At 63.4% G+C, this 24181-nt stretch carries 23 protein-coding genes; 12 read left to right on the top strand and 11 right to left on the bottom strand.

Annotation, left to right across the window (positions count from 1 at the left end; genetic code table 11):
- Nucleotides 1-89 precede the first annotated feature (89 nt).
- On the top strand, nucleotides 90-1022 hold the full coding sequence (gene epsC / locus L6D64_RS12045) for a serine O-acetyltransferase EpsC (RefSeq protein WP_176509136.1): 933 nt from the start codon (nucleotides 90-92) through the stop codon (nucleotides 1020-1022).
- A 213-nt stretch (nucleotides 1023-1235) separates the two neighbouring features.
- Nucleotides 1236-3197 carry a choline transporter BetT gene (betT, locus tag L6D64_RS12050; protein WP_176509206.1) on the top strand — a complete coding sequence of 654 codons (1962 nt, stop codon included), beginning with the start codon at nucleotides 1236-1238 and terminating at the stop codon, nucleotides 3195-3197.
- Nucleotides 3198-3252: 55 nt separating this feature from the next.
- Here the strand turns inward: betT and tauD are convergent, their stop codons facing one another.
- The 4 genes from tauD to tauA are packed head-to-tail and all read right to left on the bottom strand — an operon-like array spanning nucleotide 3253 to nucleotide 6745.
- Nucleotides 3253-4086, bottom strand: coding sequence for a taurine dioxygenase (gene tauD, locus L6D64_RS12055; protein WP_176509135.1), 834 nt, complete (start codon nucleotides 4084-4086; stop codon nucleotides 3253-3255).
- A 49-nt stretch (nucleotides 4087-4135) separates the two neighbouring features.
- A complete protein-coding gene (tauC, locus tag L6D64_RS12060; RefSeq protein ID WP_176509134.1) occupies nucleotides 4136-4975 on the bottom strand; it encodes a taurine ABC transporter permease TauC in 840 nt (279 codons plus the stop codon).
- Nucleotides 4972-5760 (bottom strand): taurine ABC transporter ATP-binding subunit, encoded by a 789-nt coding sequence (gene tauB, locus L6D64_RS12065; RefSeq protein ID WP_176509133.1) that lies wholly within the window; start codon nucleotides 5758-5760, stop codon nucleotides 4972-4974. The genes tauC and tauB overlap by 4 nt, the downstream gene beginning before the upstream one ends.
- A 13-nt stretch (nucleotides 5761-5773) precedes the next feature.
- Entirely contained in the window at nucleotides 5774-6745 is a 972-nt protein-coding gene (gene tauA, locus L6D64_RS12070; protein ID WP_176509132.1) for a taurine ABC transporter substrate-binding protein, read from the bottom strand.
- Between the two features lie 500 nt (nucleotides 6746-7245).
- On the opposite strand from tauA, the gene L6D64_RS12075 reads away from it, so the two are divergent.
- The 7 genes from L6D64_RS12075 (at nucleotide 7246) to L6D64_RS12105 (ending at nucleotide 13777) form a co-directional block, all read left to right on the top strand.
- Nucleotides 7246-8595: an OprD family outer membrane porin gene (locus L6D64_RS12075; RefSeq protein ID WP_176509131.1), complete on the top strand. Its 1350-nt coding sequence runs from the start codon at nucleotides 7246-7248 to the stop codon at nucleotides 8593-8595.
- Between the two features lie 163 nt (nucleotides 8596-8758).
- On the top strand, nucleotides 8759-9397 hold the full coding sequence (locus L6D64_RS12080; RefSeq protein ID WP_176509130.1) for a peroxiredoxin: 639 nt from the start codon (nucleotides 8759-8761) through the stop codon (nucleotides 9395-9397).
- Nucleotides 9398-9746: 349 nt separating this feature from the next.
- Nucleotides 9747-10712 (top strand): sulfonate ABC transporter substrate-binding protein, encoded by a 966-nt coding sequence (locus L6D64_RS12085; protein ID WP_176509129.1) that lies wholly within the window; start codon nucleotides 9747-9749, stop codon nucleotides 10710-10712.
- Between the two features lie 60 nt (nucleotides 10713-10772).
- Entirely contained in the window at nucleotides 10773-11921 is a 1149-nt protein-coding gene (gene ssuD / locus L6D64_RS12090; protein WP_176509128.1) for an FMNH2-dependent alkanesulfonate monooxygenase, read from the top strand.
- Nucleotides 11922-11931: 10 nt separating this feature from the next.
- On the top strand, nucleotides 11932-12729 hold the full coding sequence (gene ssuC, locus L6D64_RS12095; protein WP_176509127.1) for an aliphatic sulfonate ABC transporter permease SsuC: 798 nt from the start codon (nucleotides 11932-11934) through the stop codon (nucleotides 12727-12729).
- The gene (ssuB, locus tag L6D64_RS12100) at nucleotides 12726-13538 is read left to right on the top strand and encodes an aliphatic sulfonates ABC transporter ATP-binding protein (RefSeq protein WP_176509126.1); all 813 of its coding nucleotides are present in this window, start codon (nucleotides 12726-12728) and stop codon (nucleotides 13536-13538) included. Before ssuC ends, ssuB begins: the two co-directional genes overlap by 4 nt.
- Before the next feature lie 23 nt (nucleotides 13539-13561).
- On the top strand, nucleotides 13562-13777 hold the full coding sequence (locus tag L6D64_RS12105; RefSeq protein ID WP_027595183.1) for a TOBE domain-containing protein: 216 nt from the start codon (nucleotides 13562-13564) through the stop codon (nucleotides 13775-13777).
- Nucleotides 13778-13916: 139 nt separating this feature from the next.
- Here L6D64_RS12105 and L6D64_RS12110 read toward each other — a convergent pair whose 3' ends face one another.
- The 4 genes from L6D64_RS12110 to L6D64_RS12125 all read right to left on the bottom strand — a co-directional run bounded on the left by L6D64_RS12110 (nucleotide 13917) and on the right by L6D64_RS12125 (nucleotide 18988).
- Entirely contained in the window at nucleotides 13917-14549 is a 633-nt protein-coding gene (locus L6D64_RS12110) for a TetR/AcrR family transcriptional regulator (RefSeq protein WP_176509125.1), read from the bottom strand.
- The gene (gene gshA / locus L6D64_RS12115; protein ID WP_176509124.1) at nucleotides 14549-16126 is read right to left on the bottom strand and encodes a glutamate--cysteine ligase; all 1578 of its coding nucleotides are present in this window, start codon (nucleotides 16124-16126) and stop codon (nucleotides 14549-14551) included. The genes L6D64_RS12110 and gshA overlap by 1 nt, the downstream gene beginning before the upstream one ends.
- 154 nt (nucleotides 16127-16280) lie before the next feature.
- Entirely contained in the window at nucleotides 16281-16664 is a 384-nt protein-coding gene (locus L6D64_RS12120) for a PaaI family thioesterase (RefSeq protein WP_176509123.1), read from the bottom strand.
- Nucleotides 16664-18988 carry a Tex family protein gene (locus L6D64_RS12125; protein ID WP_176509122.1) on the bottom strand — a complete coding sequence of 775 codons (2325 nt, stop codon included), beginning with the start codon at nucleotides 18986-18988 and terminating at the stop codon, nucleotides 16664-16666. Before L6D64_RS12125 ends, L6D64_RS12120 begins: the two co-directional genes overlap by 1 nt.
- 217 nt (nucleotides 18989-19205) lie before the next feature.
- Here L6D64_RS12125 and ompR point away from each other — a divergent pair, with 217 nt between their 5' ends.
- A complete protein-coding gene (gene ompR / locus L6D64_RS12130) occupies nucleotides 19206-19946 on the top strand; it encodes an osmolarity response regulator transcription factor OmpR (protein ID WP_085273867.1) in 741 nt (246 codons plus the stop codon).
- A 13-nt stretch (nucleotides 19947-19959) separates the two neighbouring features.
- Nucleotides 19960-21273, top strand: a complete 1314-nt coding sequence (locus L6D64_RS12135) for an ATP-binding protein (protein ID WP_099813846.1) — start codon at nucleotides 19960-19962, stop codon at nucleotides 21271-21273.
- A gap of 98 nt (nucleotides 21274-21371) precedes the next feature.
- Here the strand turns inward: L6D64_RS12135 and rimK are convergent, their stop codons facing one another.
- Complete coding sequence (rimK, locus tag L6D64_RS12140) at nucleotides 21372-22277, bottom strand: 30S ribosomal protein S6--L-glutamate ligase (RefSeq protein ID WP_013970455.1); 906 nt, start codon at nucleotides 22275-22277, stop codon at nucleotides 21372-21374.
- Complete coding sequence (gene rimB, locus L6D64_RS12145; RefSeq protein ID WP_282441590.1) at nucleotides 22274-22756, bottom strand: retropepsin-like aspartic endopeptidase RimB; 483 nt, start codon at nucleotides 22754-22756, stop codon at nucleotides 22274-22276. Before rimB ends, rimK begins: the two co-directional genes overlap by 4 nt.
- Nucleotides 22757-22865: 109 nt before the next feature.
- On the opposite strand from rimB, the gene L6D64_RS12150 reads away from it, so the two are divergent.
- A complete protein-coding gene (locus tag L6D64_RS12150; protein ID WP_054885910.1) occupies nucleotides 22866-23267 on the top strand; it encodes an RNA-binding S4 domain-containing protein in 402 nt (133 codons plus the stop codon).
- Nucleotides 23268-23294: 27 nt separating this feature from the next.
- Here the strand turns inward: L6D64_RS12150 and L6D64_RS12155 are convergent, their stop codons facing one another.
- On the bottom strand, nucleotides 23295-24089 hold the full coding sequence (locus L6D64_RS12155; RefSeq protein WP_176509121.1) for a phosphatase PAP2 family protein: 795 nt from the start codon (nucleotides 24087-24089) through the stop codon (nucleotides 23295-23297).
- Between the last annotated feature and the right edge of the window lie 92 nt (nucleotides 24090-24181).

The following is a 24181-nucleotide window of genomic DNA, read 5'->3' on the forward strand; positions in this document are numbered from 1 at the left end:
TGGAATAAAGCGTTGTTTTTTCCAAGAGGCGGATTGCCGTAGAGTGGATTGCATAACGACAGATTGGCCACCCTGGGCAGGAGAACACCGTGAGCGAACAACCATCATCTGGGCACTGGCAACTGCACAGCATCGTCAGTGGCTTGCGCGGCGCCCGCGAACAATGGCGTAGCCGCAACGGCCGCAGCAGCGGCGAGCAGGGCGGGCGCGAGCTGCCGTCGCGCGAGGCCATGCGGCAGATTCTGGAACAGCTGTGCGGGGCGCTGTTCCCGATGCGTCTGGGCCCGGTCGACCTGCGCGAAGAGAGCGAGGATTTCTATGTTGGCCATACCCTCGACGCGGCGCTGACCGCGTTGCTGGCCCAGGCGCGGCTGGAACTGCGTTACGCCGCCCGCCAGAGCAAGACGGAGCTGGAGGGCGTCGATGCCCACGCCCTGCGCCTGATTCAGGACTTCGCGGCGGCCCTGCCGGGGCTGCGCGTGCTGCTCGATACCGATGTGCTGGCGGCGTATCACGGCGACCCGGCCGCGCGCAGTGTGGATGAGGTTCTGCTGTGCTATCCGGGGATCCTGGCGATCATCCATCACCGCCTGGCTCACCACCTTTACCAGGCCGGATTGCCGCTGCTGGCGCGGATCAGTTCGGAACTGGCGCATTCGGCCACCGGCATCGATATTCACCCCGGTGCGCAGATCGGCAAGAGCTTCTTCATCGACCACGGTACCGGTGTGGTGATTGGCGAGACCGCGATCATTGGTGAGCGGGTGCGTATCTATCAGGCGGTAACCCTGGGTGCCAAGCGCTTCCCGAGCGATGAGTCGGGTACGCTGCACAAGGGCCTGGCGCGCCACCCGATCGTCGAGGACGACGTGGTGATCTATGCCGGGGCGACGATCCTGGGGCGGATTACCATCGGCAAGGGCTCGACCATTGGTGGCAACGTGTGGCTGACGCGCAGCGTGCCGGCCGAAAGCAACATCACCCAGGCCAACCTGCAGCTGGATTGCCAGGACAAGAACTGAGTTACAAGGGGCGCCAATCGGCGCCCCGGTTCGCTTTGAAAGCCGATCCATGTTTAACTTGAACGCTTGTTCAATGAAAAACGCTGGTCCGCTGCCGGTGTTCAACAGGAGGATTCCTTTGCTGAACCCGTTCATTCCGAACCTCACGTCGATCGACGAGGTGCCTGTCTCATGAGTGCACCGTCCCCATCCCTTGCCTCTGGCAAGATCCGCATGAACCCGCCGGTGTTCTACTTCGCGGCGACTTTCATTCTTCTCTTCGGGCTGGTGGTCATAGCCTTCCCGCAGGCTGCCGGCGAGTGGCTGCTGGCGGCGCAGAACTGGGCGGCCAACACGGTCGGCTGGTACTACATGCTGGCCATGACCCTGTACCTGGTGTTCGTGGTGGTCACCGCCTTGTCTGGCTACGGCAAGATCAAGCTCGGTGCCGACCATGACGAACCCGAGTTCAGTTACCTGTCCTGGGCCGGCATGCTGTTCGCCGCCGGTATCAGCATCACGCTGTTCTTCTTCTGCGTATCCGAACCGCTGACCCACATGCTCAGCCCGCCCCAGGGCGAAGGCGGCACGGCCGAGGCCGGGCGCCAGGCGATGGAAATCCTGTTCCTGCACTGGGGCCTGCATGGCTGGGGCGTGTTCGCCTTCGTCGGCATGGCGCTGGCCTACTTTGCCTACCGGCACAACCTGCCACTGGCGTTGCGTTCGGCCCTGTATCCGTTGATCGGCAAGCGCATCAACGGCCCGATCGGCTATGCCGTGGATGGGTTCGGCATCATCGCCACGGTATTCGGCCTGGGCGCCGACATGGGGTTCGGTGTGCTGCACCTGAACGCCGGCCTCGACTACCTGTTCGGCATCAGTCATAGCCAATGGGTACAGGTGATCCTCATCGCGCTGATGATGGGCGCGGCAGTCGCGGTCGCCGTGGCGGGGGTGGAAAAGGGCGTGCGGGTGATGAGCGACATCAACCTGTTCCTGGCCTGCGCGCTGCTGCTGTTCGTGCTGTTCGCCGGGCCTACCCAGCACCTGTTCAATACCCTGATCCAGAACCTGGGCGATTACCTCGGCGCCTTGCCGCGCAAGAGCTTCGATGTGTATGCCTATGGTGAGCAACGTGACTGGCTGGGTGGCTGGACGGTGTTCTACTGGGCCTGGTGGATCGCCTGGGCACCGTTCGTGGGCTTGTTCATTGCGCGCATCTCGCGTGGCCGCACCATCCGTGAGTTCGTCTTCGGCGTGTTGCTGATTCCGCTGGGCTTTACCCTGGCGTGGATGTCGATCTTCGGCAACAGCGCGCTGGACCAGGTGATCAACCATGGCATGACCGCGCTCGGCCAGTCGGCGTTGGACAACCCGTCGATGAGCCTGTACCTGCTGCTGGAAAGCTACCCGTGGAGCAAGGTCGTCATCGCCGTGACGGTGTTCATCAGTTTCGTGTTCTTCGTCACCTCGGCCGACTCCGGCACGGTGGTGCTGTCGACCTTGTCCGCCAAGGGCGGCGGTGCCGACGAAGACGGGCCGAACTGGCTGCGCATCTTCTGGGGCGCGATGACGGCGCTGATCACCAGCGGCCTGCTGTTCGCCGGCAGCATCGATTCGCTGAAGTCGGCAGTGGTGCTGACCTCGCTGCCGTTCTCGCTGATCTTGCTGTGCATGATGTGGGGGCTGCACAAGGCTTTCTACCTGGAGGGCCAGCGGCAGATCGCGCAGATGCACTCGCTGGCACCCTTCGCCCAGTCACGCCGTGGCCGCGGTGGCTGGCGCCAACGCCTGAGCCAGGCCGTGCACTTCCCGTCGCGGGACGAGGTGTATCGCTTCATGGACGACGTGGTGCGCCCGGCGATTGCCGATGTGCGTGAGGTATTCGAGCAGAAGGGCCTGGTGCTGGTGACCCAGGATGACCCGAGCCATGACAACGTCAGCCTGAAGGTAGGCCATGGCGAGGAGCAGCCGTTCATCTACCAGGTGCAGATGCGTGGCTACTTCACCCCGTCGTTCGCACTGGGTGGGCTGGGCACGCAGGAGTTGAAGAACCGCCGTTACTACCGGGCCGAAGTGCACCTGAGCGAAGGCAGCCAGAACTACGACCTGGTGGGCTACAGCAAGGAGCAGATCATCAACGACATCCTCGACCAGTACGAACGGCACATGCAGTTCCTGCATCTGGTCCGCTGATACCTGTACCGGCCTCTTCGCGGGCGAGCCCGCGAAGAGGCCGGAGCAGGAAGTCTCAGAACGGTGCATCCCCCAGGATGGTCGCCCGGTGCATTACCCGCCGATTGGGCCGGTAGTCATCCACCGCAAAATGCTGGGTCACGCGGTTGTCCCAGAACGCCACGTCATTCTCCTGCCAGCGCCAGCGAATGCTGAACTCCGGCCGCGTCGCATGGGCGAACAGCAGCTTCAACAGTGCTTCGCTCTCCAGTTCGCTCAGCTCATTGATGCGCGTGGTGAACCCTTCATTGACGAACAACGCCTTGCGCCCGCTCACCGGATGCGTGCGCACCACCGGGTGCGACAGCGGCGGGTTGTTGCGCCGGGTCGCCTCCCAGCGCGCCAGGTCCTCGGCCGTGGTACCAAAACGCTCCAGGGGGAACGACTTGGTAAAGTCATGGGTGGCGGTCAGGCCATCGAGCATCTCGCGCAGCGGCGCCGACAAGGCATCGAACGCTGCGATGCCGCTGGCCCACAAGGTGTCGCCGCCATAGGCCGGCAATTGCTTGGCGCTAAGCACCGCGCCCAGTGCCGGGGTCGGCAGGAAGGTCACGTCGGTGTGCCACACGGCGTTGTCACGCACGTCGGTGACGGCCGTGTCGAGGATCAGCACCTGCGGCGTCTCTGGCACGTTGGGGTAGATCGGGTGGATATGCAGGTCGCCGAAGCGGGCGGCGAAACGCGCCTGTTGCTCCGGGTTGAGCGGCTGGTCGCGGAAGAACAGCACCTGATGCTGGAGCAGCGCCTGCTCGATGGCATCGCGTTGTTCGGCGCTGATGTCGCGGCTGATGTCCACGCCGCTGATCTGTGCGCCGAGCGCCGGGCTGAGGGGGGTAATGGTCAGGCTCATGTCGGTCTCTTCAATCGGGCGCCAGGGTGCTGGCGTGGTCAACAGGAATTCAGTGGCTCTGCCCGTGCCAGGGCACCAGCTTGCGTTGCAGGGCGCGCAGGCCCATCTCCAGGGCGAAGGCGATCAGGGCGATCAGCAGGATGCCCAGCACCACCACGTCGGTGACCAGAAACTGCGCCGCCGACTGCACCATGAAACCCAGGCCGCTGGTGGCAGCGATCAGCTCAGCGGCGACCAAAGTCGACCAGCCGACCCCCAAACCGATGCGGATGCCGGTGAGGATGTCGGGCAGGGCGCTGGGCAGGATCACGTGGCGAATCAGCTGCGCCCGGCTCGCGCCCAGCGACTGTGCCGCCCGCAGCTTGGCCGGGTCGACGGTACGCACGCCGGTAGCGGTGGCGATGGCGATCGGGGCGAAGATCGCCAGGTAGATCAGCAGCACCTTGGACAGCTCACCGATGCCGCACCAGATGACGATCAGCGGCAGGTAGGCCAGCGGCGGGATGGGCCGGTAGAACTCGATCAGCGGGTCGAGGATGCCACGGGCCACACGGTTGTAGCCGATGGCAATGCCGACCGGGATCGCGGTCAGGGTCGCGGCGACCAGGGCCAGGCCGATACGGCCCAGGCTGGCGCCCAGGTGCTGCCACAGGCTGGCGTCCATGTAGCCTTGGGTGAGCAGGGCCCAGGCCTTGGTCAGGATGTCGCCGGGCGAGGGCAGGAACAGCGGCTCGATCCAGCCGGCGGCCGTCACCAGCCACCAGGCGAACAGCAAGCTGACCAGGGTCAGGGTACTGATCCAGCGGGTGGACAATGGGCGGCGCGCCTGGGGGGCAGACCGGGTTTGAGTGTCGCGTTTGCCGGCGACCGGCAGATCCAGGCTGCTCATGCGCGCTCCTGCAGGCTTTGGCGTTGGGAGAACACGCGGGCAAGGACGTGCTCGCGGGTTTCGATGAAGCGTGGGTCGGACTTGATCGCCCGGGCCGACTCGCCAGCCGCGTAGCGCTGGCCGAAGTCCAGTTGCAGGCGCTCGACCACGCGGCCGGGGTTGGGCGCCAGCAATACCAGTTCGCTGGCCAGGAACACCGCTTCCTCGATGTCATGGGTGATCAGGAACACCGGTTTGGCGGTGCGCTGCCAGACTTGCAGCAGCAGTTCCTGCATCTGTTCGCGGGTAAAGGCGTCGAGGGCGCCGAACGGTTCGTCCATCAGCAGTACCCGCGGGTCGGCGGCCAGCGCCCGGGCCAGGCCCACGCGCTGTTTCTGGCCACCGGACAGTTGCCAGATGCGCCGTTCGCCGAAGCCGTCGAGGTCGACCAACGCCAGCATCTCGCGGGCCTTGGCCTCACGCTGGGCGCGCGGCACTCCGGCCAGTTCCAGGCCGAAAGCGACGTTGCCCAGCACGTTCTGCCATGGCAGCAGGGCATCATCCTGGAACACCACGCCACGCTCGGCACCCGGGCCTTGCACGGGTACGCCGTCGAGGCTGATGCGCCCGCTGCTCGGGGTAACGAAGCCGGCGATCAGGTTGAGCAGCGAGGTCTTGCCACTGCCGGATGGCCCCAGGGCCACCAGCAGCTGGCGTGGCCCAAGGCTCAGGTTGATGTCGGCCAGCACCGGGGCGGTAGTGCCGGGGTACTGTGCGCTGATGCGCTCCAGTTCGAGCAAGGCCATGGCAGGCTCCGGATCAGTTTGGAAGGAATTTGTCGCTGACGTACGGCGAATAGTCGGGCAACACGGCTTCGACTTTGCCTTGTTGCTTGAGGAAGGTGGCGGTATCGGTCAGCGCCTTGGTGGTCGGCGCGCCCAGGGCGCTGGCCTGGTCAGCGGCCAATGGGTAGACGTTGCCTTGCAGCAGCACCGGAATGTCGCTGGGCTTGGCACCGGACAGCTTGGCCAGCTTGTCGATGTTGCCTTTGTCGGCCAGCCAGGCTTTCGGGTCCTTGCGGTAGTCGGCGTAGGCGTCGAGGGTGACCTTGGCGAACGCCTTGACCACGTCAGGGTGCTTGTCGGCAAAGTCCTTGCGCACGATCCAGGCATCGAAGGTCGGTGCGCCTTTCTGGGCCAGTTCGCCCGAGGTGATCAGCACCTTGCCGTTTTCCTTGGCGACACCGAGTGCCGGGTCCCAGACGTAGGTCGCGTCGATGTCGCCGCGCTTCCAGGCCGCGATGATCGCCGGTGGTGCCAGGTTGAGGATCTGCACCTTGGACGGGTCGATGTTCCAGCTTTTGAGCGCGGCCAGCAGGCTGTAGTGGCCGGTGGAGACGAACGGCACGGCGACTTTCTTGCCGATCAGGTCTTGTGGAGTCTTGATGCTGTCACGGGCGACCAGGGCCTCGCCGGCACCGATCTGGGTGGCGATGAGGAAGGTTTCGACCGGCAGTTTGCGGGTGGCGGCGGCAGCCAATGGGCTGGAACCGAGATAACCGATCTGCACATCGCCGCTGGCGACGGCGGTGATCACGTCGGCGCCGTTATCGAACTTGCGCCAGTCGATGCTGGCCTTGCTGGCTTTTTCATAATTGCCATCGACCTGGGCCACTTTGGCCGGGTCGACAGTGGTCTGGTAGGCAACGGTCAGGTCGGCGGCCTGGGCCAACCAGCTGGTGCTGGCGAGGGTCAGGGCGGCGAACAGGCGCAGCGGAGCGTGCGGGATCATGGTGAACCTCTCGTCAGGCAATGCATGTAGTGGATGGCGAGAAGACTAGATGATCTAAGAAATCAAAAATAAATAACTTTTTAGAATTAGCTTAGGAGCCAAATGCTTTAACGCTGGCCACAGCTGAGAACGGGCGGCTGGCGAAACAGTGATCCGCTGCTAACCTCTTTTCCCTTCGTGAGGGTGAGGAATCGGCTACTGGTCGGCAAACGTTTGCAAATAACCTAAAGGTATGATTGACATCGCCGATACAACTTTTCGCAGTAAAGGTTCCTACGATATTCCTTAAAAATCTTACAAATTCATAAAACGGTCATTTTGGATTTATAGGATTGTCATTATCCTGTAGCGCAGGGGCGTCTTAGACCAAAGTCGAGAAATGTTTAGAAACGATTGACTAAATGGTCACGCTTTGGGGCTAATCGCCCATCCACGGTTGAGCAGGGCAACAGATCCTGCCGCCAGAGATACACAAGAATTAGAACGTAGAGGAGCAAAACATGTACAAGTCCAGCCTGGCTCTGGCCGTGGCAGTGGGGGTTTTCGCCCAAGCAGCAGGTGCCGCCGGTTTCGTTGAAGACAGCAAACTGTCGCTCAGCTCGCGCACCATGTACTTCAACAACGACAACCGTGAAGCGCACGCCAGCCGCTCCACCAACTTCGAGCGTCCGGACCAACGCGAATCGGGTCAGGGCTTCAAGCTCGACTATATCTCGGGTTTCACCCCGGGTACCGTTGGCTTCGGTGTTGACGCCCAGGCGCTGTGGGGTATCCACCTGGATGGTGGTGAGGGTTACCACAAATCCGGTTTCTTCCCTGATGACGGCAAGGGCGCAGCTGCCCAGTGGGCTCGCTTCGGCGCCAATGCCAAGGCTCGCTTCTCCAAGACCGAAGCTCACTTCGGTAGCGCCCTGGCACCGAACCTGCCGATCCTGGTCTCCAACGATGGTCGTCTGCTGCCACAGACCTTCGAGGGTGGCACCATCCAGTCGAAAGAAATCGACAACCTGACCATTAACGCCGGTCAGCTGACCCACGCCATGGGTCGTGCTTCGAGCAACCGTACCGGTCTGTCCGTTGCTGGCGCCACTGCAGAAAGCAACAAGTTCCGCTTCGGTGGCCTGGACTACAAGCTCACTCCAGACCTGACCCTGCAGTACTACTACTCGAACCTGGAAGACTTCTACAAGCAGCACTTCCTCGGTGCGACCCACGTCTTCAAAATCGCTGACAACCAGTCGTTCAAGACCGACCTGCGCTATTTCGACAGCAGCAGCGACGGTAAAAACGGCAACGACAGCACTTACAACTTCAACAACAACGGTGGCTACGCCAAGAACACTGGCGAGGTCGACAACAAGACCTGGTCCGCCATGTTCACCTACACCCTGGGTGGCCACGCGTTCATGGTCGGCCGTCAGCAGGTTAGCGATGATGGTGGCTTCGTCTGGCTGAACCAAGGCAACCTGGTGAACGACAGTGGCACTTCCGAAGGTGCCGGTGGCTCCAGCTTCTACCTGTTCACCGACAGCATGATCAACCAGTTCGCCCGTGCCGGTGAGAACACCAACTTCGGCCAGTACTCCTACGACTTCGCTTCGCTGGGCATTCCGGGCCTGAAGGCTTCGATTGCCTACCTGCGCGGTGACGACATTCGTTACAAGAGCGGCCATGGCACCTACAACGAGTGGGAACGTGACGCACGCGTTGACTACACCATTCAGGAAGGCACCCTCAAAGGCCTGGGCTTCAGCCTGCGTCAAGGCGTCTACCGTGGCGGTAGCAACGAAGCCAGCGCCGACCAGGATCAGGCTCGCTTCATCGTGAACTACACTTACAGCTTCCTGTAAGCCGTAGCCACACAGAAAGCCTCGCCTAGTGCGAGGCTTTTTTATGTCCGCGCTTTCGTATGCTCAAAGGTTATAAATAAATCATTATTTATTCTTTTTATTTCTCATCGAATGCAGGCACATTGAACCCACACGCCAGAACACAGCACAGGAGCCGCACCCCATGAGCCTCAAACTCGGCGACATCGCCCCGGACTTCGAGCAGGAATCCAGCGAAGGCAAGATCCGCTTTCACGAATGGCTGGGCAACAGCTGGGGTGTGCTGTTCTCCCACCCGGCGGACTTCACCCCGGTGTGCACCACCGAACTGGGCCTGACCGCCAAGCTCAAGGAAGACTTCGCCAAGCGCGGCGTGAAGGCCATCGCCCTGTCGGTCGACCCGGTCGAGTCGCACCACAAGTGGATCGAGGACATCAACGAGACCCAGAACACCGTGGTCAACTTCCCGATCATCGCCGACGCCGACCGCAAGGTCTCCGACCTGTACGACCTGATCCACCCCAACGCCAGCGACACCCTCACCGTGCGCTCGCTGTTCGTCATCGACCCGAACAAGAAGGTGCGCCTGACCATTACCTATCCGGCCAGTACCGGGCGCAACTTCAACGAGATCCTGCGGGTGATCGACTCGCTGCAGCTCACCGACAACCACAAGGTCGCCACACCAGGTAACTGGCAGGACGGCGACGAGGTGGTGATCGTGCCTTCACTGAAGGACGAAGACGAGATCAAGCAGCGCTTCCCGAAAGGGTATCGGGCGGTGAAACCGTATCTGCGGCTGACTCCGCAACCTGACCGTTGATGAATTCCTCGTTGCATTGCTCTTAGCCATAGCAGGGATTTTCGGGCCGTTTCGACGGCCCTTTTTTTGTGTTTGCCGTGGCATTTGTAGCGCCAGTGAGATCGAGCGCCGCGCGCGCGGCGCTCGATCTCACTGGCGCTGAAAACGTCTCGACGTAAAGATAGAAAAAGAATAAACAAATGAAAAAATATGATTTCTAGATATATGAGCAGGCTGGTAATGTCACTCCAACAGAACATCAGGCAACGCCGGCACCACTGACCGGCCTAGCCATTCGCTCCACCACCTTACTCGCCCGTCAACGAGGCAAGCAGGTGCAACCCGAACCCAACTCGCACAGGAGAGCGCCATGCGCACAGTCTTCTTGCGTCGTGGTCTGGTCGCCCTGTTTGCGGCGGCTGTGTCCTTCGGCGCCATCACCCAAGCCCAGGCCGAGAGCCTGCGTATCGGTTATCAGAAATACGGCACCCTGGTGTTGCTCAAGGCCAAGGGCACGCTGGAGAAGCGCCTGGCCGAGCAGGGCGTGCAAGTGCAGTGGACCGAGTTCCCCGGTGGCCCGCAGCTGCTCGAAGGGCTGAACGTCGGTTCCATCGACTTCGGCGTCACTGGCGAGACGCCGCCGGTATTCGCCCAGGCCGCTGGCGCCGATCTGCTCTACGTGGCCTACGAGCCACCAGCGCCGCACAGCGAAGCCATCCTCGTGCCGAAGGGCTCGCCGATCCAGTCGGTGAAGGAGCTCAAAGGCAAGAAAGTCGCCCTCAACAAAGGCTCCAACGTTCACTATCTGTTGGTCCGTGCCCTGCAGGACGCTGGCCTCAATTACAGCGACATCCAGCCCGTCTACCTGCCGCCTGCCGATGCCCGCGCCGCTTTCGAACGCGGCAGCGTCGATGCCTGGGTGATCTGGGACCCCTACCAGGCGGCCGCCGAGCAACAGTTGCAGGCCCGTACCCTGCGTGACGGCAAGGGCCTGGTCGACAACCACCAGTTCTACCTGGCTACCCGCACCTACGCCAACCAGCACCCGGCGGTGATCAGCACCCTGATCGACGAGGTACGCGCGGTGGGCCAATGGTCCCAGGCCAACCCGCAGGAAGTCACCGATCAGGTCGCGCCACTGCTTGGCCTGCCCGCCGATATCACCCTGACCTCGGTTAAACGCCAGGGCTACGGTGCTCAGCCGCTCACCCCGCAAGTGGTGGCCGCACAACAGAAGATTGCCGACACCTTCCAGGCGCTCAAGCTGATTCCCAAGCCGCTGAGCATCAAGGACGTGATCTGGACACCCCCGGCCAAGGTCGCCACTGCGCCTTGATTGATTCGCCTGCGCCGGGGCGCCGCCCTGGCCTGCGCCACCCTTGAGGAGACAACTCCAATGAGCCTTAACATTTTCTGGTTCCTCCCTACCCACGGTGACGGCAAGTACCTGGGCACCTCCGACGGCGCCCGCGCAGTCGATCACGGCTACCTGCAACAAATCGCCCAAGCCGCCGACCGCCTCGGTTTTGGTGGGGTGCTGATCCCTACCGGGCGGTCCTGCGAGGACTCCTGGCTGGTGGCGGCGTCGCTGATTCCGGTGACCCAGCGCCTGAAGTTCCTCGTGGCCCTGCGCCCAGGCATCATTTCGCCGACCGTGGCCGCACGGCAGGCCGCTACCCTCGATCGGCTTTCCAACGGCCGTGCGCTGTTCAACCTGGTGACCGGCGGCGACCCGGATGAACTGGCCGGCGATGGCCTGCACCTGAACCACGAGGAGCGCTACGAAGCCTCGGTCGAGTTCACCCGCATCTGGCGCAAGGTGCTGGAAGGCGAAACCGTCGACTACGACGGCAAGCACATCCAGGTGAAGGGCGCCAAACTGCTCTATCCGCCGATTCAGCAGCCGCGCCCGCCGCTGTACTTCGGTGGCTCTTCGGAAGCTGCCCAGGACCTCGCCGCCGAACAGGTCGAGCTGTACCTGACCTGGGGCGAGCCGCCAAGCGCCGTCGCCGAGAAAATCGCCCAGGTGCGTGAAAAGGCCGCTGCGCAGGGCCGCGAAGTCCGCTTCGGCATTCGCCTGCACGTGATCGTGCGTGAAACCAACGAAGAAGCCTGGGCTGCCGCAGACAAGCTGATCTCGCACCTGGACGACGACACCATCGCCCGTGCCCAGGCCTCGCTGGCCCGTTTCGACTCGGTCGGCCAGCAGCGCATGGCGGCCTTGCACAAGGGCAACCGCGACAATCTCGAGGTCAGCCCCAACCTCTGGGCCGGTGTCGGCCTGGTGCGTGGCGGTGCGGGTACCGCGCTGGTCGGCGATGGCCCGACCGTGGCCGCACGGGTCAAGGAGTACGCCGAACTGGGCATCGATACCTTCATCTTCTCCGGCTACCCCCACCTGGAAGAGTCGTATCGGGTTGCCGAACTGCTGTTCCCGCACCTCGATGTGCAACGCCCGGAGCAGGCCAAGGCGGGCGGTTACGTGAGCCCGTTCGGTGAAATGGTCGCCAACGACATCCTGCCCAAGTCCGTCGCGCAGAGCTGAGGGCCGGGCCATGAGTCGCAAAACTTCCACCACCCTGAGCCAGCGCCTGGCCCCGTGGGCACTGCCGGTGCTGCTGCTGGCAGCCTGGCAGCTGGCGGTCAGCGCCGGCTGGCTGTCGACCCGTATCCTGCCTGCGCCGAGCGCGGTGGTCAGTGCGGGTGTCGAGCTGGTGCGCAGCGGTGAAATCTGGACTCACCTGGCGATCAGCGGCTGGCGGGCCGGGCTGGGCTTCGTGATCGGCGGCAGCATCGGCCTGGTGCTGGGCTTCATCACCGGCCTGTCGAACTGGGGCGAACGCCTGCTCGACAGCTCGGTGCAGATGATCCGCAACGTGCCGCACCTGGCGCTGATCCCCCTGGTGATCCTGTGGTTCGGTATCGATGAGTCGGCGAAGATCTTCCTGGTCGCGCTCGGCACACTGTTCCCGATCTACCTGAACACCTACCACGGCATCCGCAATGTCGACCCGGCACTGGTGGAAATGGCACGCAGCTATGGCTTGTCCGGCTTCGGCCTGTTCCGCCAGGTGATCCTGCCCGGTGCGCTGCCCTCGATCCTGGTCGGTGTGCGCTTCGCCCTGGGCTTCATGTGGCTGACGCTGATCGTCGCCGAGACCATTTCGGCCAGCTCCGGCATCGGTTACCTGGCCATGAATGCCCGTGAATTCCTGCAGACCGACGTCGTGGTGCTGGCCATCGTCCTGTACGCCGTGCTCGGCAAGCTCGCCGACCTTGCTGCCCGCGGCCTGGAACGGGTGTGGCTGCGCTGGCACCCGGCCTACCAGGTGGCGAAGAAGGAGGGCGCATGACCGTGCTCAAAGAACAGCCGCCACGCCTGCTGCGTGGTATCCCGCTGGCCGCCAACGGCCTGCGCAAGGCCTTCGGCCAGCGGGAAGTGTTGAAAGGTATCGACCTGCATATCCCGGCCGGGCAGTTCGTGGCCATCGTCGGTCGCAGCGGTTGCGGCAAGAGCACCTTGCTGCGCTTGCTGGCCGGTCTCGACCAGCCGACTTCCGGCCAGTTGCTGGCCGGAGCCGCCCCGCTCAGCGAAGCCCGCGAGGAAACCCGGCTGATGTTCCAGGAGGCGCGCCTGCTGCCCTGGAAGAAGGTGATCGACAACGTTGGCCTGGGGCTCAGCGGCAACTGGCGCCAGCGCGCTCTGGATGCGCTGGAGGCGGTCGGCCTGGCTGATCGCGCCAACGAATGGCCGGCAGCGTTGTCCGGTGGCCAGAAGCAGCGTGTGGCCCTGGCCCGGGCCCTGATCCACCAACCGCGCCTGCTGCTGCTGGATGAGCCGCTGGGCGCGCTGGATGCACTGACCCGCATCGAGATGCAGCAACTGATCGAACGCCTGTGGCGTCAGCACGGTTTTACCGTGCTGCTGGTGACCCACGACGTCAATGAGGCGGTGGCCGTCGCGGATCGGGTGATCCTGATCGAAGACGGTGAAGTCGGCCTCGACCTTACCGTTGACCTGGCCAGGCCAAGGGCGCGTGGTTCTCACCGCCTGGCCGCGCTGGAAAGCGAAGTGCTCAACCGTGTTCTGTCGGTTCCGGGTACTCCGCCCGAGCCGGACCCTGTAGCCCCTTTGCCCACGCAACTGCGTTGGGCGCACTGAAGCCAAAGAGAAGGAATCAAGCCATGACCATCAAAGCGATCAACGTCCGTAACCAGTTCAAAGGCACCGTGAAAGAAATCCTCGAAGGCCCGGTACTGTCCGAAATCGACGTGCAGACTGCCTCGGGCGTCGTCACCTCGGTGATCACCACCCGCTCCGTGCGCGAGCTGGAGCTGCAGGTGGGCAGCGAAGTGATTGCCTTCGTGAAGTCGACTGAAGTGTCCATCGCCAAGCTGTGATGCAGCGCGTGACAGGGGCTGCGTTGCAGCCCTTCGCGGGTAAACCCGCTCCCACAGGTACTGCGCAAGATTCGGAGTTTGCGCGGTCCCTGTGGGAGCGGGTTTACCCGCGAATGGGCGCTAATGCGGCTCCAACATCTCAGTTCGAACGCTTGGCCAGAAACGGCGGCAGATAAAGCCCCAGATACGCCTCGAATACCCGCTTGCCCTCTTCGGCCATGCGCGGGGTGATTGCCTCATGCAGCTGCACCGACCGCGCATACACCCGGTCGCTCAGTTCCATCGCCAAGGCGAACACATCCACATCCGTCGGCATCGGCGGCAGATGAAAATGCTGGCCGAACAGCTTTTGCATCAGCTCGCCCAGTTCCATGTCGTGTTGCCGATCGGCCTGCACCACTTCACTGAGGCCGTGCTGGGCCAGGATCAACTGCCGCGCTGCGGCATCCTCGTTGTAGATGTCGAGCATGCGTTGTTCGATCAATCGCGACAGCTCATGCCACGTGGCAAACGCGCTGCTGTCGATTGGCGCACTCAATGCCTCGCGAAAGGCCCGGTGCACATCGGCGGTCAGCGCCTCCAGCAAGGCCGGGACGCTGGCGAAGAAGTGATACACCGACGACGGCGGAATCTGCGCCCGCTCGGCCACGCTGTAGATCGACAGCGCCGCCACCCCTTGTTCAGCCAGCAGCTCGCGCGCGGCTGCCAGGATCGCGTCGATCCTGGCCTGGCTGCTGGCGCGGGGCTTGCGCTGGACGGTGCTGCGGTTCATCAGTTGCTGATTGCCAGGATGCTGGCCTGGTAGGCGCCGACGAACAGGTCGAAGTCGCCGACTTCCTCCTGCTCCAGCTCGGACTGCCTGGCAAGCGACTCATGGGCCAACGTCTCGAAGGCCTGTTGCTGCTCGACTGACAGCGGCTGCTCGCGGAAGGTCTGTGCGTGCAGGCGGCTCTGGCGCAGGGAGAACTGGATGAAGGTTTCGTCGTGCTCGGTCATGCGCGCCAGCACCTGGGCCGACGGGGTCAGCGAGGCGTCATCGACCTTGGCCTGCTGGGCGGCCAGGGCCTTGGCGTGGTCGTCGCCACCCTGGGCGCGGTCGAGCAATTCTGCCAGCTGGCCAATACGGCCGATCAGTTCGGTGGCCCATTCGCGCAGGCCGACAGGCTGGCCATTGCGATGCAGTTCCAGGCCCGGACGACGGCCTTCCTTGACCACGTTGAGGAAGTTGCTGGTGCACTGACCGCACTCACCGTTGTCCAGTTGCGGGCTTTCTTCAAGGGCGCAGAACAGCAGGAACGCGTCGAGGAAGCGCGCTTCGGTAAGGTCGATGCCCACCGGCAGGAAGGGGTTGATGTCCAGGCAGCGCACTTCGACATACTGCACGCCGCGCGAGGTCAGGGCCTGGATCGGCCGCTCGCCGGTGTAGGTGACGCGTTTCGGGCGGATGTTCGAGTAGTACTCGTTCTCGATCTGCAGGATGTTGGTATTCAGTTGCACCCATTCGCCATCGACGTGCGTACCGACCTCGACGTAAGGCGGGTAGGGCGTGCCAACGGCCTTGCGCAGGCTGTCGGTGTAGCTGGCAAGGTTGTTGTAGCAGGGCGTGAGGCCGGCCTGGGCGTTGCTCTGGTAGCCCAGGTCGCTCATGCGCAGGCTGGTGGCATAAGGCAGGTACAGGGTTTCGGCGTCGAGTTCTTCGAGCTGGTGCGGGCGGCCGCGCAGGAAGCCCTTGTCCAGTGCTGGCGAGGCGCCGAACAGGTACATCAGCAGCCAACTGTAGCGGCGGAAGTTGCGGATCAGCGCAATGTACGCCGAGGACTGGTAGTCGCGATCGCTTTCCTCACCGCCTTCGGCATCACGCAGCAGTGGCCACAGCGCTTCCGGCAGGGAGAAATTGTAATGAATGCCGGCGATGCACTGCATGGTGCGGCCGTAGCGCAGGGCCAGGCCCTTGCGGTAGACGTGCTTGAGCTTGCCGATGTTCGACGTGCCGTACTCGGCGATCGGGATATCCTCCTCGGCCGGTAACGTGCAAGGCATCGACGGACTCCACAAATACTCGTCGCGAAGCTTGCTGTAGACGAAGCGGTGGGTCTGTTCGAGGCTTTCGAGCACCTCGGCCGGGTCGGCCAGCGCCGGTGTGATGAACTCGAGCAGCGACTCGGAATAGTCGGTGGTGATCTGCTCGTTGGTCAGCGCCGAGCCCAGTGCCTCGGGGTGCGGGGTCTGGGCCAGGCGACCTTCGTCGGTCACGCGCAGGCATTCGCGCTCAATACCGTGCAGGCACTGCTTGAGCAGGGGGAGATTGGCGCCGAGCAGGCTCAGGCGGCGGTTGAGGAGGTCGCTCAAGATGTATTCCTTCACGCGTCAGTCGCCCCAATATGGGGGTAGAGCTGACGGTCTACAAGGGTAGGAAGAAAGGAACTGGCGTTGTCGCCTGGTTTACGCGGTTCCGGCAGTGCCAGCGCACTGCCGAAAAATACCGCAGATAGCCCTTGGTGAGCTAGAGAACCGCGAAGGTTCCTTGCGCTTTCGCCACCAGTTTGTCGCCTTGAACTACGTCGGCGTCGACCACCAGGGTACGGCGCCCGGCGTGCAGCACACGGGCGGTGCACAGCACTTCACCGTCGCTGACCGCGCGCAGGTAGTTGATCTTGCATTCGATGGTCACGCTCTGCTGGTCGAAACCGTGGCTGGCCGAGCAGGCCAGGCCCATGGCGATGTCCACCAGGCTGAAGATCGCCCCGCCGTGCAGCTTCTGGCCACGGTTGCGCAGGTGCGGCTCGAGCGCCAGGGCCACTTCGGCAACGCCTGTATCCAGACGTTGCACGCGGCAGCCCAGGAGCTGGCTGTAAGCGCTTTGGACCACTTCCTTGGGGATGTCCATCACTTCTTCTTCAGTTGCTTGGCGTTGGCGAACAGGGCGGCCATGGCGTTGTTGGCCGGGGCTGCGGTGGCGGTCTCACGCTGGCGTGGCGCCTGCTGCTGGCGGTTGCCGCCATTGCCCCGGCTGCCGCCACGGTTGCCGTCGACTTTCTCGCCCGGGGTGTCGCTCATGCGCATGGACAGGCCGACGCGCTTGCGCGGGATGTCGACCTCCATGACCTTGACCTTGACCACGTCACCGGCCTTGACCGCTTCACGCGGGTCCTTGACGAACTTCTCCGACAGCGCCGAGATATGCACCAGGCCGTCCTGGTGCACGCCGATGTCGACGAAGGCACCGAAGTTGGTGACGTTGGTCACCACGCCTTCGAGGATCATCCCCGGCTCCAGGTCCTTGAGGTCCTCGACGCCGTCCTGGAAGGTGGCGGTCTTGAACTCCGGGCGTGGGTCGCGGCCAGGTTTGTCCAGTTCCTGGAGGATGTCGGTGACGGTCGGCAGGCCGAAGGTCTCGTCGGTGAACTGCTTAGGGTCCAGGCGCTTGAGGAAGGCGCTGTCGCCAATCAGCGAGCGGATGTCACGGTCGGTGCCGGCGGCGATGCGCTGCACCAGCGGGTAGGCCTCAGGGTGCACGGCTGAAGCGTCGAGCGGGTTGTCGCCGTTCATCACGCGCAGGAAGCCTGCGGCCTGCTCGAAGGTCTTCTCGCCCAGGCGGCTGACCTTTTTCAGTGCCGCTCGGGTGGCGAACGGGCCGTTGGCGTCGCGGTGGGCGACGATGTTCTGGGCCAGGGTCGCGTTCAGGCCCGAAATCCGGGTGAGCAGCGCGACCGAAGCGGTGTTGACGTCGACCCCCACGGCGTTCACGCAGTCCTCGACCACCGCGTCCAGGCCGCGGGCCAGCTTGATTTGCGACACGTCGTGCTGGTACTGGCCGACCCCGATGGATTTCGGGTCGATCTTCACCAGTTCGGCCAGCGGGTCCTGCAGGCGGCGGGCGATCGACACGGCGCCACGGATCGACACGTCCAGGTCCGGGAATTCCCGGGCGGCCAGTTCAGACGCCGAATACACCGAAGCACCTGCTTCGGAGACCATCACCTTGGTGATTTTCAGGGCTGGGTACTTCTTGACCAGTTCGGCCACCAGCTTGTCGCTCTCGCGGCTGGCGGTGCCGTTGCCGATGGCGATCAGCTCCACCGAGTGCTTGGCGCACAAGGCGGCCATGATGGCAATGGTGCGGTCCCAGTCGTTCTTCGGGGCATGCGGGTAGACCGTGGTGTGGTCCAGCAGCTTGCCGGTGGCATCGACCACGGCGATCTTGCAGCCGGTGCGCAGGCCCGGGTCGAAGCCCAAGGTGGCGCGCGGGCCGGCCGGGGCGGCCAGCAGCAGGTCGTGCAGGTTGTGGGCGAAGACGTTGATCGCCTCGCTCTCGGCATTGTCGCGCAGCTCGCCGAACAGGTCGGTTTCCAGGTGAGTGTAGAGCTTGACCTTCCAGGTCCAGCGCACCACCTCAGCCAACCATTTGTCGGCCGGGCGGCCGCGGTTTTCGATGCCGACGTGGTTGCCGATCATCAGTTCGCACGGGTGCAGGGTCCCGGGCAATTCTTCGCCGACCTTGAGCGAGGCGCTCAGCACGCCTTCGTTGCGCCCGCGGAAAATCGCCAGGGCGCGGTGCGACGGGGCCGTGCGCAGCAGCTCGTCATGGGCGAAGTAGTCGCGGAACTTCGCGCCCTCTTCTTCCTTGCCCGCCACCACGCGGGCGCTGAGCACCGCTTCCTGCTTGAGGAAATTGCGCAGCTTGTCGAGCAGGGCAGCGTCTTCGGCGAAACGCTCCATGAGGATGTACTTGGCGCCTTCCAGCGCGGCCTTGACATCGGCCACGCCCTTTTCGGCGTCGACGAAGCGCGCGGCTTCGCTTTCCGGCGCCAGGCCGGGGTCGTTGAACAGGCCGTCGGCCAGCTCGCCGAGGCCAGCTTCCAGGGCGATCTGGCCCTTGGTGCGGCGCTTCTGCTTGTACGGCAGGTAGAGGTCTTCGAGACGCGTCTTGGTGTCGGCCAGCTTGATCTCGCGGGCCAGTTCCGGAGTCAGCTTGCCCTGTTCCTCGATGCTGGACAGGATGCTGGCACGGCGCTCGTCGAGCTCGCGCAGATAGCGCAGGCGCTCTTCCAGATGGCGCAGCTGGGTGTCGTCGAGGCTACCGGTCACTTCCTTGCGGTAACGGGCGATGAAAGGCACGGTCGAGCCTTCGTCCAACAGGCCCACGGCCGCCTCGACCTGCTGGGGGCGTACGCCCAGTTCCTCGGCGATACGGCTGTTGATGCTGTCCATGTAAACCACCTGACATTTGTGAATACGGGGGTCGCCGGTGGGCCTTGGGCCCGGTGGCGCTGGATGAAAGCCGCGCATTATACCCATCGCAAACAGCTTGCGGTGATGGCGCCCGGCCAGCCGAAACTGGCGCCCGGGGAAAAATCTGCTAACAATGCTCACGCAACGTGCAGCAGTGGCTACGCCATAATGCGCGGCGATATCAGAGGAGTTATTCATGACCGGCACCGCAAACACCGCTGAAGGTGACAAGATTCTCATCGTCGACGACGACCCGGGGCTGAGCAGCCTGCTGGAACGTTTCTTCACCAGCAAGGGCTACCGCGCCCGTGCGGTGCCCAACACCGAACAGATGGACCGCCTGTTGGCGCGCGAGGTGTTCAACCTGGTGGTGCTCGACCTGATGCTGCCAGGCGAAGACGGCCTGTCCGCCTGCAAGCGCCTGCGCCAGTCGAACAACCAGATCCCGATCATCATGCTCACCGCCAAAGGTGACGAGCTCAGCCGCATCAAGGGCCTTGAACTCGGCGCAGACGACTACCTGGGCAAGCCGTTCAACCCGGACGAGCTGATGGCGCGGGTCAAGGCCGTGTTGCGCCGCCAGGCACCGAGCGTGCCGGGCGCCCCGGGCAGCGAGGACGAGTCGGTCACCTTCGGCGACTACGAGCTGTCGCTGGCCACCCGCGAGCTCAAGCGTGGCGACGAAGTGCACATGCTCACCACCGGCGAATTCGCCGTGCTCAAGGCGCTGGTGATGCATGCGCGCGAGCCGCTGACCCGCGACAAGCTGATGAACCTGGCCCGTGGCCGCGAGTGGGATGCCCTCGAGCGCTCCATCGACGTGCAGATCTCGCGCCTGCGCCGCATGATCGAGCCGGACCCGTCCAAACCACGCTACATCCAGACGGTCTGGGGCGTCGGCTATGTGTTCGTGCCAGACGGAAACGCTGGCAAATGATGCTTCGCCGTCGATGAAAACGCCGCTCTGGTTCCCGCAAAGCTTCTTTGCCCGCACCCTGTGGCTGGTGTTGATCGTTGTCCTGTTCTCCAAGGCACTGACGCTGGTCTACCTGCTGATGAACGAGGACGTACTGGTCGATCGGCAGTACAGCCACGGCGTGGCGCTGACCCTTCGCGCCTATTGGGCGGCGGATGAGGAAAACCGCGACAAGATCGCCGAAGCCGCCGGGCTGATCCGGGTTACCGGTTCCGGTGTGCCGGAGGGCGAACAGCACTGGCCTTACAGCGAGATCTACCAGCGGCAGATGCAGGCCGAGCTGGGCGAAGATACCGAAGTGCGCCTGCGCATCCATGCGCCGCCCGCCTTGTGGGTGAACGCACCGAGCCTGGGCCCGGGCTGGCTGAAGGTGCCGTTGTACCCGCATCCGCTGCGTGGGCAGAAGATCTGGAACGTGCTGGGCTGGTTCCTGGCCATTGGCCTGTTGTCCACTGCCTCGGCATGGATCTTCGTGCGCCAGCTCAACCAGCCATTGAAACGCCTGGTGTTCGCCGCCCGGCAGCTGGGACAGGGGCGCAGCGTGCGCCTGCCGATCAGCGACACGCCCAGCGAGATGACCGAGGTTTACCGGGCCTTCAACCAGATGGCTGAAGATGTCGAGCAGGCTGGTCGTGAGCGAGAACTCATGCTGGCGGGGGTTTCACATGACTTGCGGACCCCGCTCACGCGCCTGCGCCTGTCGTTGTCGTTGTTGAACAGTGACAACGAGCTGAGTGACGACATGGTCCGCGATATCGAGGACATGGACGCGATTCTGGATCAGTTCCTCGCGTTCATCCGCGATGGTCGGGACGAGCCGGTGGAGGAGGTCGACCTGGCCGACCTGGTGCGCGAGGTGGTGGCGCCTTATAACCAGCCGGAAGAGCGCGTGCGCCTGTGTCTGGAGCCCATTCCGCCATTCCCGCTGCGTCGGGTTTCGCTCAAGCGCATGCTCGGCAACCTGATCGGCAATGCCTTGCATCACGCTGGCAAGGGCGTCGAGGTGGCGGCCTATGTGTCGGGGGACGAGAGCGCACCCTATGTGGTGCTCAGCGTGCTTGACCGGGGTACCGGGATCGACGAATCCGAGCTGGAAACCATTTTCAACCCGTTCATTCGTGGGGACCGTGCCCGCGGGGGCAAGGGGACCGGGCTGGGCTTGGCCATCGTCAAGCGGATCGCGGCGCAGCATGGCGGCAATGTCGAGTTGCGTAATCGCTCCGGTGGCGGGATCGAAGCGCGGGTGAGGCTGCCATTGGGGCTGTTGTTGCCGCGCAATGCTGTTTGAGGTTCTCTGGCCTCATCGCGGCTAAAGCCGTTGCTACAGGTATTGCGCAATCCCTGTAGAAGCGGTTTTAGCCGCAATGAGGCCGGTACAGGCTTGATTCAGCCCTTGCCCTTGGTCCGGGTCTGGTTCGGCCCGCCATTCTTCTCGAGGTGCTCGATGATCATCGCGGCCACATTCTTGCCGGTGGTCACTTCGATCCCTTCCAGCCCAGGCGACGAGTTCACTTCCATCACCAGTGGCCCATGGTTCGAGCGCAGGATATCCACACCCGCCACGCTCAGCCCCATTACCTTGGCGGCACGAATGGCGGTCATACGCTCTTCAGGGGTGATCTTGATCAGGCTGGCCACCCCGCCGCGGTGCAGGTTGGAGCGGAACTCCCCCGGCTTGGCCTGGCGCTTCATCGAGGCGATCACCTTGTCGCCCACCACGAAGCAGCGGATATCCGCACCCCCGGCCTCCTTGATGTACTCCTGAACCATGATGTTCTGCTTCAGCCCCATGAATGCCTCAATCACCGACTCGGCTGCCTTGGTGGTCTCGCACAGCACGACGCCGATGCCTTGGGTGCCTTCCAGCACCTTGATCACCAGTGGTGCGCCATTGACCATCTGGATCAGGTCGGGGATGTCATCCGGCGAGTGGGCGAAACCGGTGATCGGCAGGCCGATACCCCGCCGCGACAGCAGCTGCAGCGAGCGCAGCTTGTCGCGCGAGCGGGCGATGGCCACCGATTCGTTTAGCGGGTATACGCCCATCATCTCGAACTGGCGCAGCACCGCGCAGCCGTAGAAGGTCACTGAGGCGCCGATGCGCGGGATCACTGCATCGAAGCCTTCCAGCGGTTTGCCGCGGTAGTGGATCTGCGGCTTGTGGCTGGCGATGTTCATGTAGGCCCGCAGGGTGTCGATCACCACCATTTCATGGCCCCGCTGGGTACCGGCTTCGACCAGACGGCGGGTGGAATACAGACGCGGATTGCGCGACAGCACAGCGATCTTCATGCAGCACCTGTGACAGGGGAGAGGGTGGCCGGATAGACCGGTTTGTCTTGTACGTACTTCAAGCCGGGGTTGACCACCAGCTGGCCATGTATCAGCGCCTTGGAGCCCAGCAGCAGGCGATAGCGCATGTTCTTGCGGCAGGCCAGGGTGAATTCGACTTCCCAGACCGCATCGCCCAGTGCCAGCGTGGTGCGGATCACGTAACGGGTCTGTGCCTGGCCGTTGGAGCTCTTGATGGTCTTCATGGTTACCAGCGGAGCTTCACAGCGGCGGTGGCGCAGTTGCACCACCGAACCCAGGTGGGCGGTGAAGCGTACCCAGCGTTGGCCGTCACGCTCGAACGGTTCGACCTCGGTGGCATGCAGGCTGGAGGTGCTGGCACCGGTGTCGATCTTGGCGCGCAGGCCTGCCACGCCAAGGTCGGGCAGGGCCACCCACTCGCGCAGGCCGATGACTGTCAGATGGTCAAATTTCTTCACGAAGCACACCCTGCGGATAAGGTGGTGAACTGTAAGCACGGCGGGGACTTTTTGCATCCGTCAGTTACGGTAGTACAGTTCGATGAAAGACAGAATTCGAGGAAACGAGATGGCACAAAAAGCCGAGGATGACGACAAGGTCCGCCTGGACAAGTGGCTGTGGGCGGCGCGCTTCTACAAGACCCGTGCGCTGGCCAAGGCGGCCATCGAGAGCGGCAAGGTGCACTGCCGGGGTGAGCGCTGCAAGCCGGGCAAGGAGCCGCGGGTAGGCGATGAGTTCGTACTGCGTACCGGGTTCGACGAGCGCACGGTCGTGGTCAAGGCGTTGTCGGTGGTGCGGCGTGGGGCGCCAGAAGCGCAGACGTTGTATGAAGAGACCGAGGACAGCGTGCGCCGCCGCGAGCAGGCGGCCGAGATGCGCAAGGCGGGGGCGATGGGGGTTACTTCGGATGGCCGCCCGAACAAGAAGCAGCGGCGGCAGATTCACCAGTTACACGGGAGCTTTGAATAGCTGGGGCCGCAAGGCAGCCCCAGTGGTCTAGCGGATTACTGCCAATCGCCCGACCAACGGTAACTTCCTGGCCAAGGCAAACAGCGGAGCGGTCCAGCGCAGCAGCAAGGCACTGCCCTTGGCTGCCAACGGCGTATGGCAGCTCCAGCCCAGCGCCAGCACTGCCATCAGCAGGCCACCGATGTAGTCGTCCTGTCCCCAATGTGCTCCGGCCACCAGCCGCGGCATCATGAACAGGAACGCCAGGCCCCAGACCACCAGATGCTGCACAAGCCGGCGGCTGAACAGGCTCATGAACAAGGCCCAGATCAGCAGCACCGAGGCATGATCGCCCGGGAAGCTGTTGCTTGAACGGTCTTTCAGCTCCCAGGCTTTTTCCAGGTTCGGGTAGTAGCTGCTGAGGTGTACCACGTTGTCGAACACCATCGATGGGCTGTCGTGTTGCCAACCCATTGCGTCCACCCACTTGGAAAACAGCGCGCGAATCACCACTAATAGGAGCAGCGTGACCATAAAGCCAAAGAAGGCTTCGCGAACCTGGCTGGCCTTGAACACCCAGTTGCCGCGGATCAGTACGGTCAGAAGGATCAGGCCGACGACGATGTCGAAGGGGCGCAGGCTGCCGACGGTCCAGATGTAGCGCCAGGCCGTGTGGTCGGCCAGGGGAGCGTTCAGGCTGTGGAATAGCCACTCGTCGAAAGTCAGGCACAGGATCTGGCCAATAGGCCATAACCAGAAACACAGTAGAGCGATGGGAAGCAGCGTACAGGCTGCCAACGGCCCCCAGGACCACCTTGCTTGGAACAGTGGTCGATTGTCCATAAAATACCTCTATTGCCAACGGGAATCAGAGCGCCTTGTGAGCGTTCTACCGCGGGATTGCGCAGTAGTTCGAAATCCCGTGTAACCATTTT

This window comes from Pseudomonas urethralis, from assembly GCF_021602465.1.
Taxonomy (GTDB): domain Bacteria; phylum Pseudomonadota; class Gammaproteobacteria; order Pseudomonadales; family Pseudomonadaceae; genus Aquipseudomonas; species Aquipseudomonas vlassakiae.

Bases quoted from the DNA above. Each gene is read 5' to 3' on its own strand.
- betT (WP_176509206.1), top strand. From the start codon at position 1,236: ATGAACCCGCCGGTGTTCTACTTCGCGGCGACTTTCATTCTTCTCTTC.
- L6D64_RS12085 (WP_176509129.1), top strand. From the start codon at position 9,747: ATGCGCACAGTCTTCTTGCGTCGTGGTCTGGTCGCCCTGTTTGCGGCG.
- ssuC (WP_176509127.1), top strand. From the start codon at position 11,932: ATGAGTCGCAAAACTTCCACCACCCTGAGCCAGCGCCTGGCCCCGTGG.
- tauB (WP_176509133.1), bottom strand. From the start codon at position 5,760: ATGGCCTTGCTCGAACTGGAGCGCATCAGCGCACAGTACCCCGGCACT.
- rimK (WP_013970455.1), bottom strand. From the start codon at position 22,277: ATGAAGATCGCTGTGCTGTCGCGCAATCCGCGTCTGTATTCCACCCGC.
- L6D64_RS12120 (WP_176509123.1), bottom strand. From the start codon at position 16,664: ATGGACATCCCCAAGGAAGTGGTCCAAAGCGCTTACAGCCAGCTCCTG.
- L6D64_RS12155 (WP_176509121.1), bottom strand. From the start codon at position 24,089: ATGGACAATCGACCACTGTTCCAAGCAAGGTGGTCCTGGGGGCCGTTG.
- L6D64_RS12110 (WP_176509125.1), bottom strand. From the start codon at position 14,549: ATGAACCGCAGCACCGTCCAGCGCAAGCCCCGCGCCAGCAGCCAGGCC.
- L6D64_RS12075 (WP_176509131.1), top strand. From the start codon at position 7,246: ATGTACAAGTCCAGCCTGGCTCTGGCCGTGGCAGTGGGGGTTTTCGCC.
- ompR (WP_085273867.1), top strand. From the start codon at position 19,206: ATGACCGGCACCGCAAACACCGCTGAAGGTGACAAGATTCTCATCGTC.
- L6D64_RS12105 (WP_027595183.1), top strand. From the start codon at position 13,562: ATGACCATCAAAGCGATCAACGTCCGTAACCAGTTCAAAGGCACCGTG.
- L6D64_RS12150 (WP_054885910.1), top strand. From the start codon at position 22,866: ATGGCACAAAAAGCCGAGGATGACGACAAGGTCCGCCTGGACAAGTGG.
- L6D64_RS12135 (WP_099813846.1), top strand. From the start codon at position 19,960: ATGAAAACGCCGCTCTGGTTCCCGCAAAGCTTCTTTGCCCGCACCCTG.
- tauC (WP_176509134.1), bottom strand. From the start codon at position 4,975: ATGAGCAGCCTGGATCTGCCGGTCGCCGGCAAACGCGACACTCAAACC.
- L6D64_RS12080 (WP_176509130.1), top strand. From the start codon at position 8,759: ATGAGCCTCAAACTCGGCGACATCGCCCCGGACTTCGAGCAGGAATCC.
- tauD (WP_176509135.1), bottom strand. From the start codon at position 4,086: ATGAGCCTGACCATTACCCCCCTCAGCCCGGCGCTCGGCGCACAGATC.
- ssuB (WP_176509126.1), top strand. From the start codon at position 12,726: ATGACCGTGCTCAAAGAACAGCCGCCACGCCTGCTGCGTGGTATCCCG.
- L6D64_RS12125 (WP_176509122.1), bottom strand. From the start codon at position 18,988: ATGGACAGCATCAACAGCCGTATCGCCGAGGAACTGGGCGTACGCCCC.
- ssuD (WP_176509128.1), top strand. From the start codon at position 10,773: ATGAGCCTTAACATTTTCTGGTTCCTCCCTACCCACGGTGACGGCAAG.
- tauA (WP_176509132.1), bottom strand. From the start codon at position 6,745: ATGATCCCGCACGCTCCGCTGCGCCTGTTCGCCGCCCTGACCCTCGCC.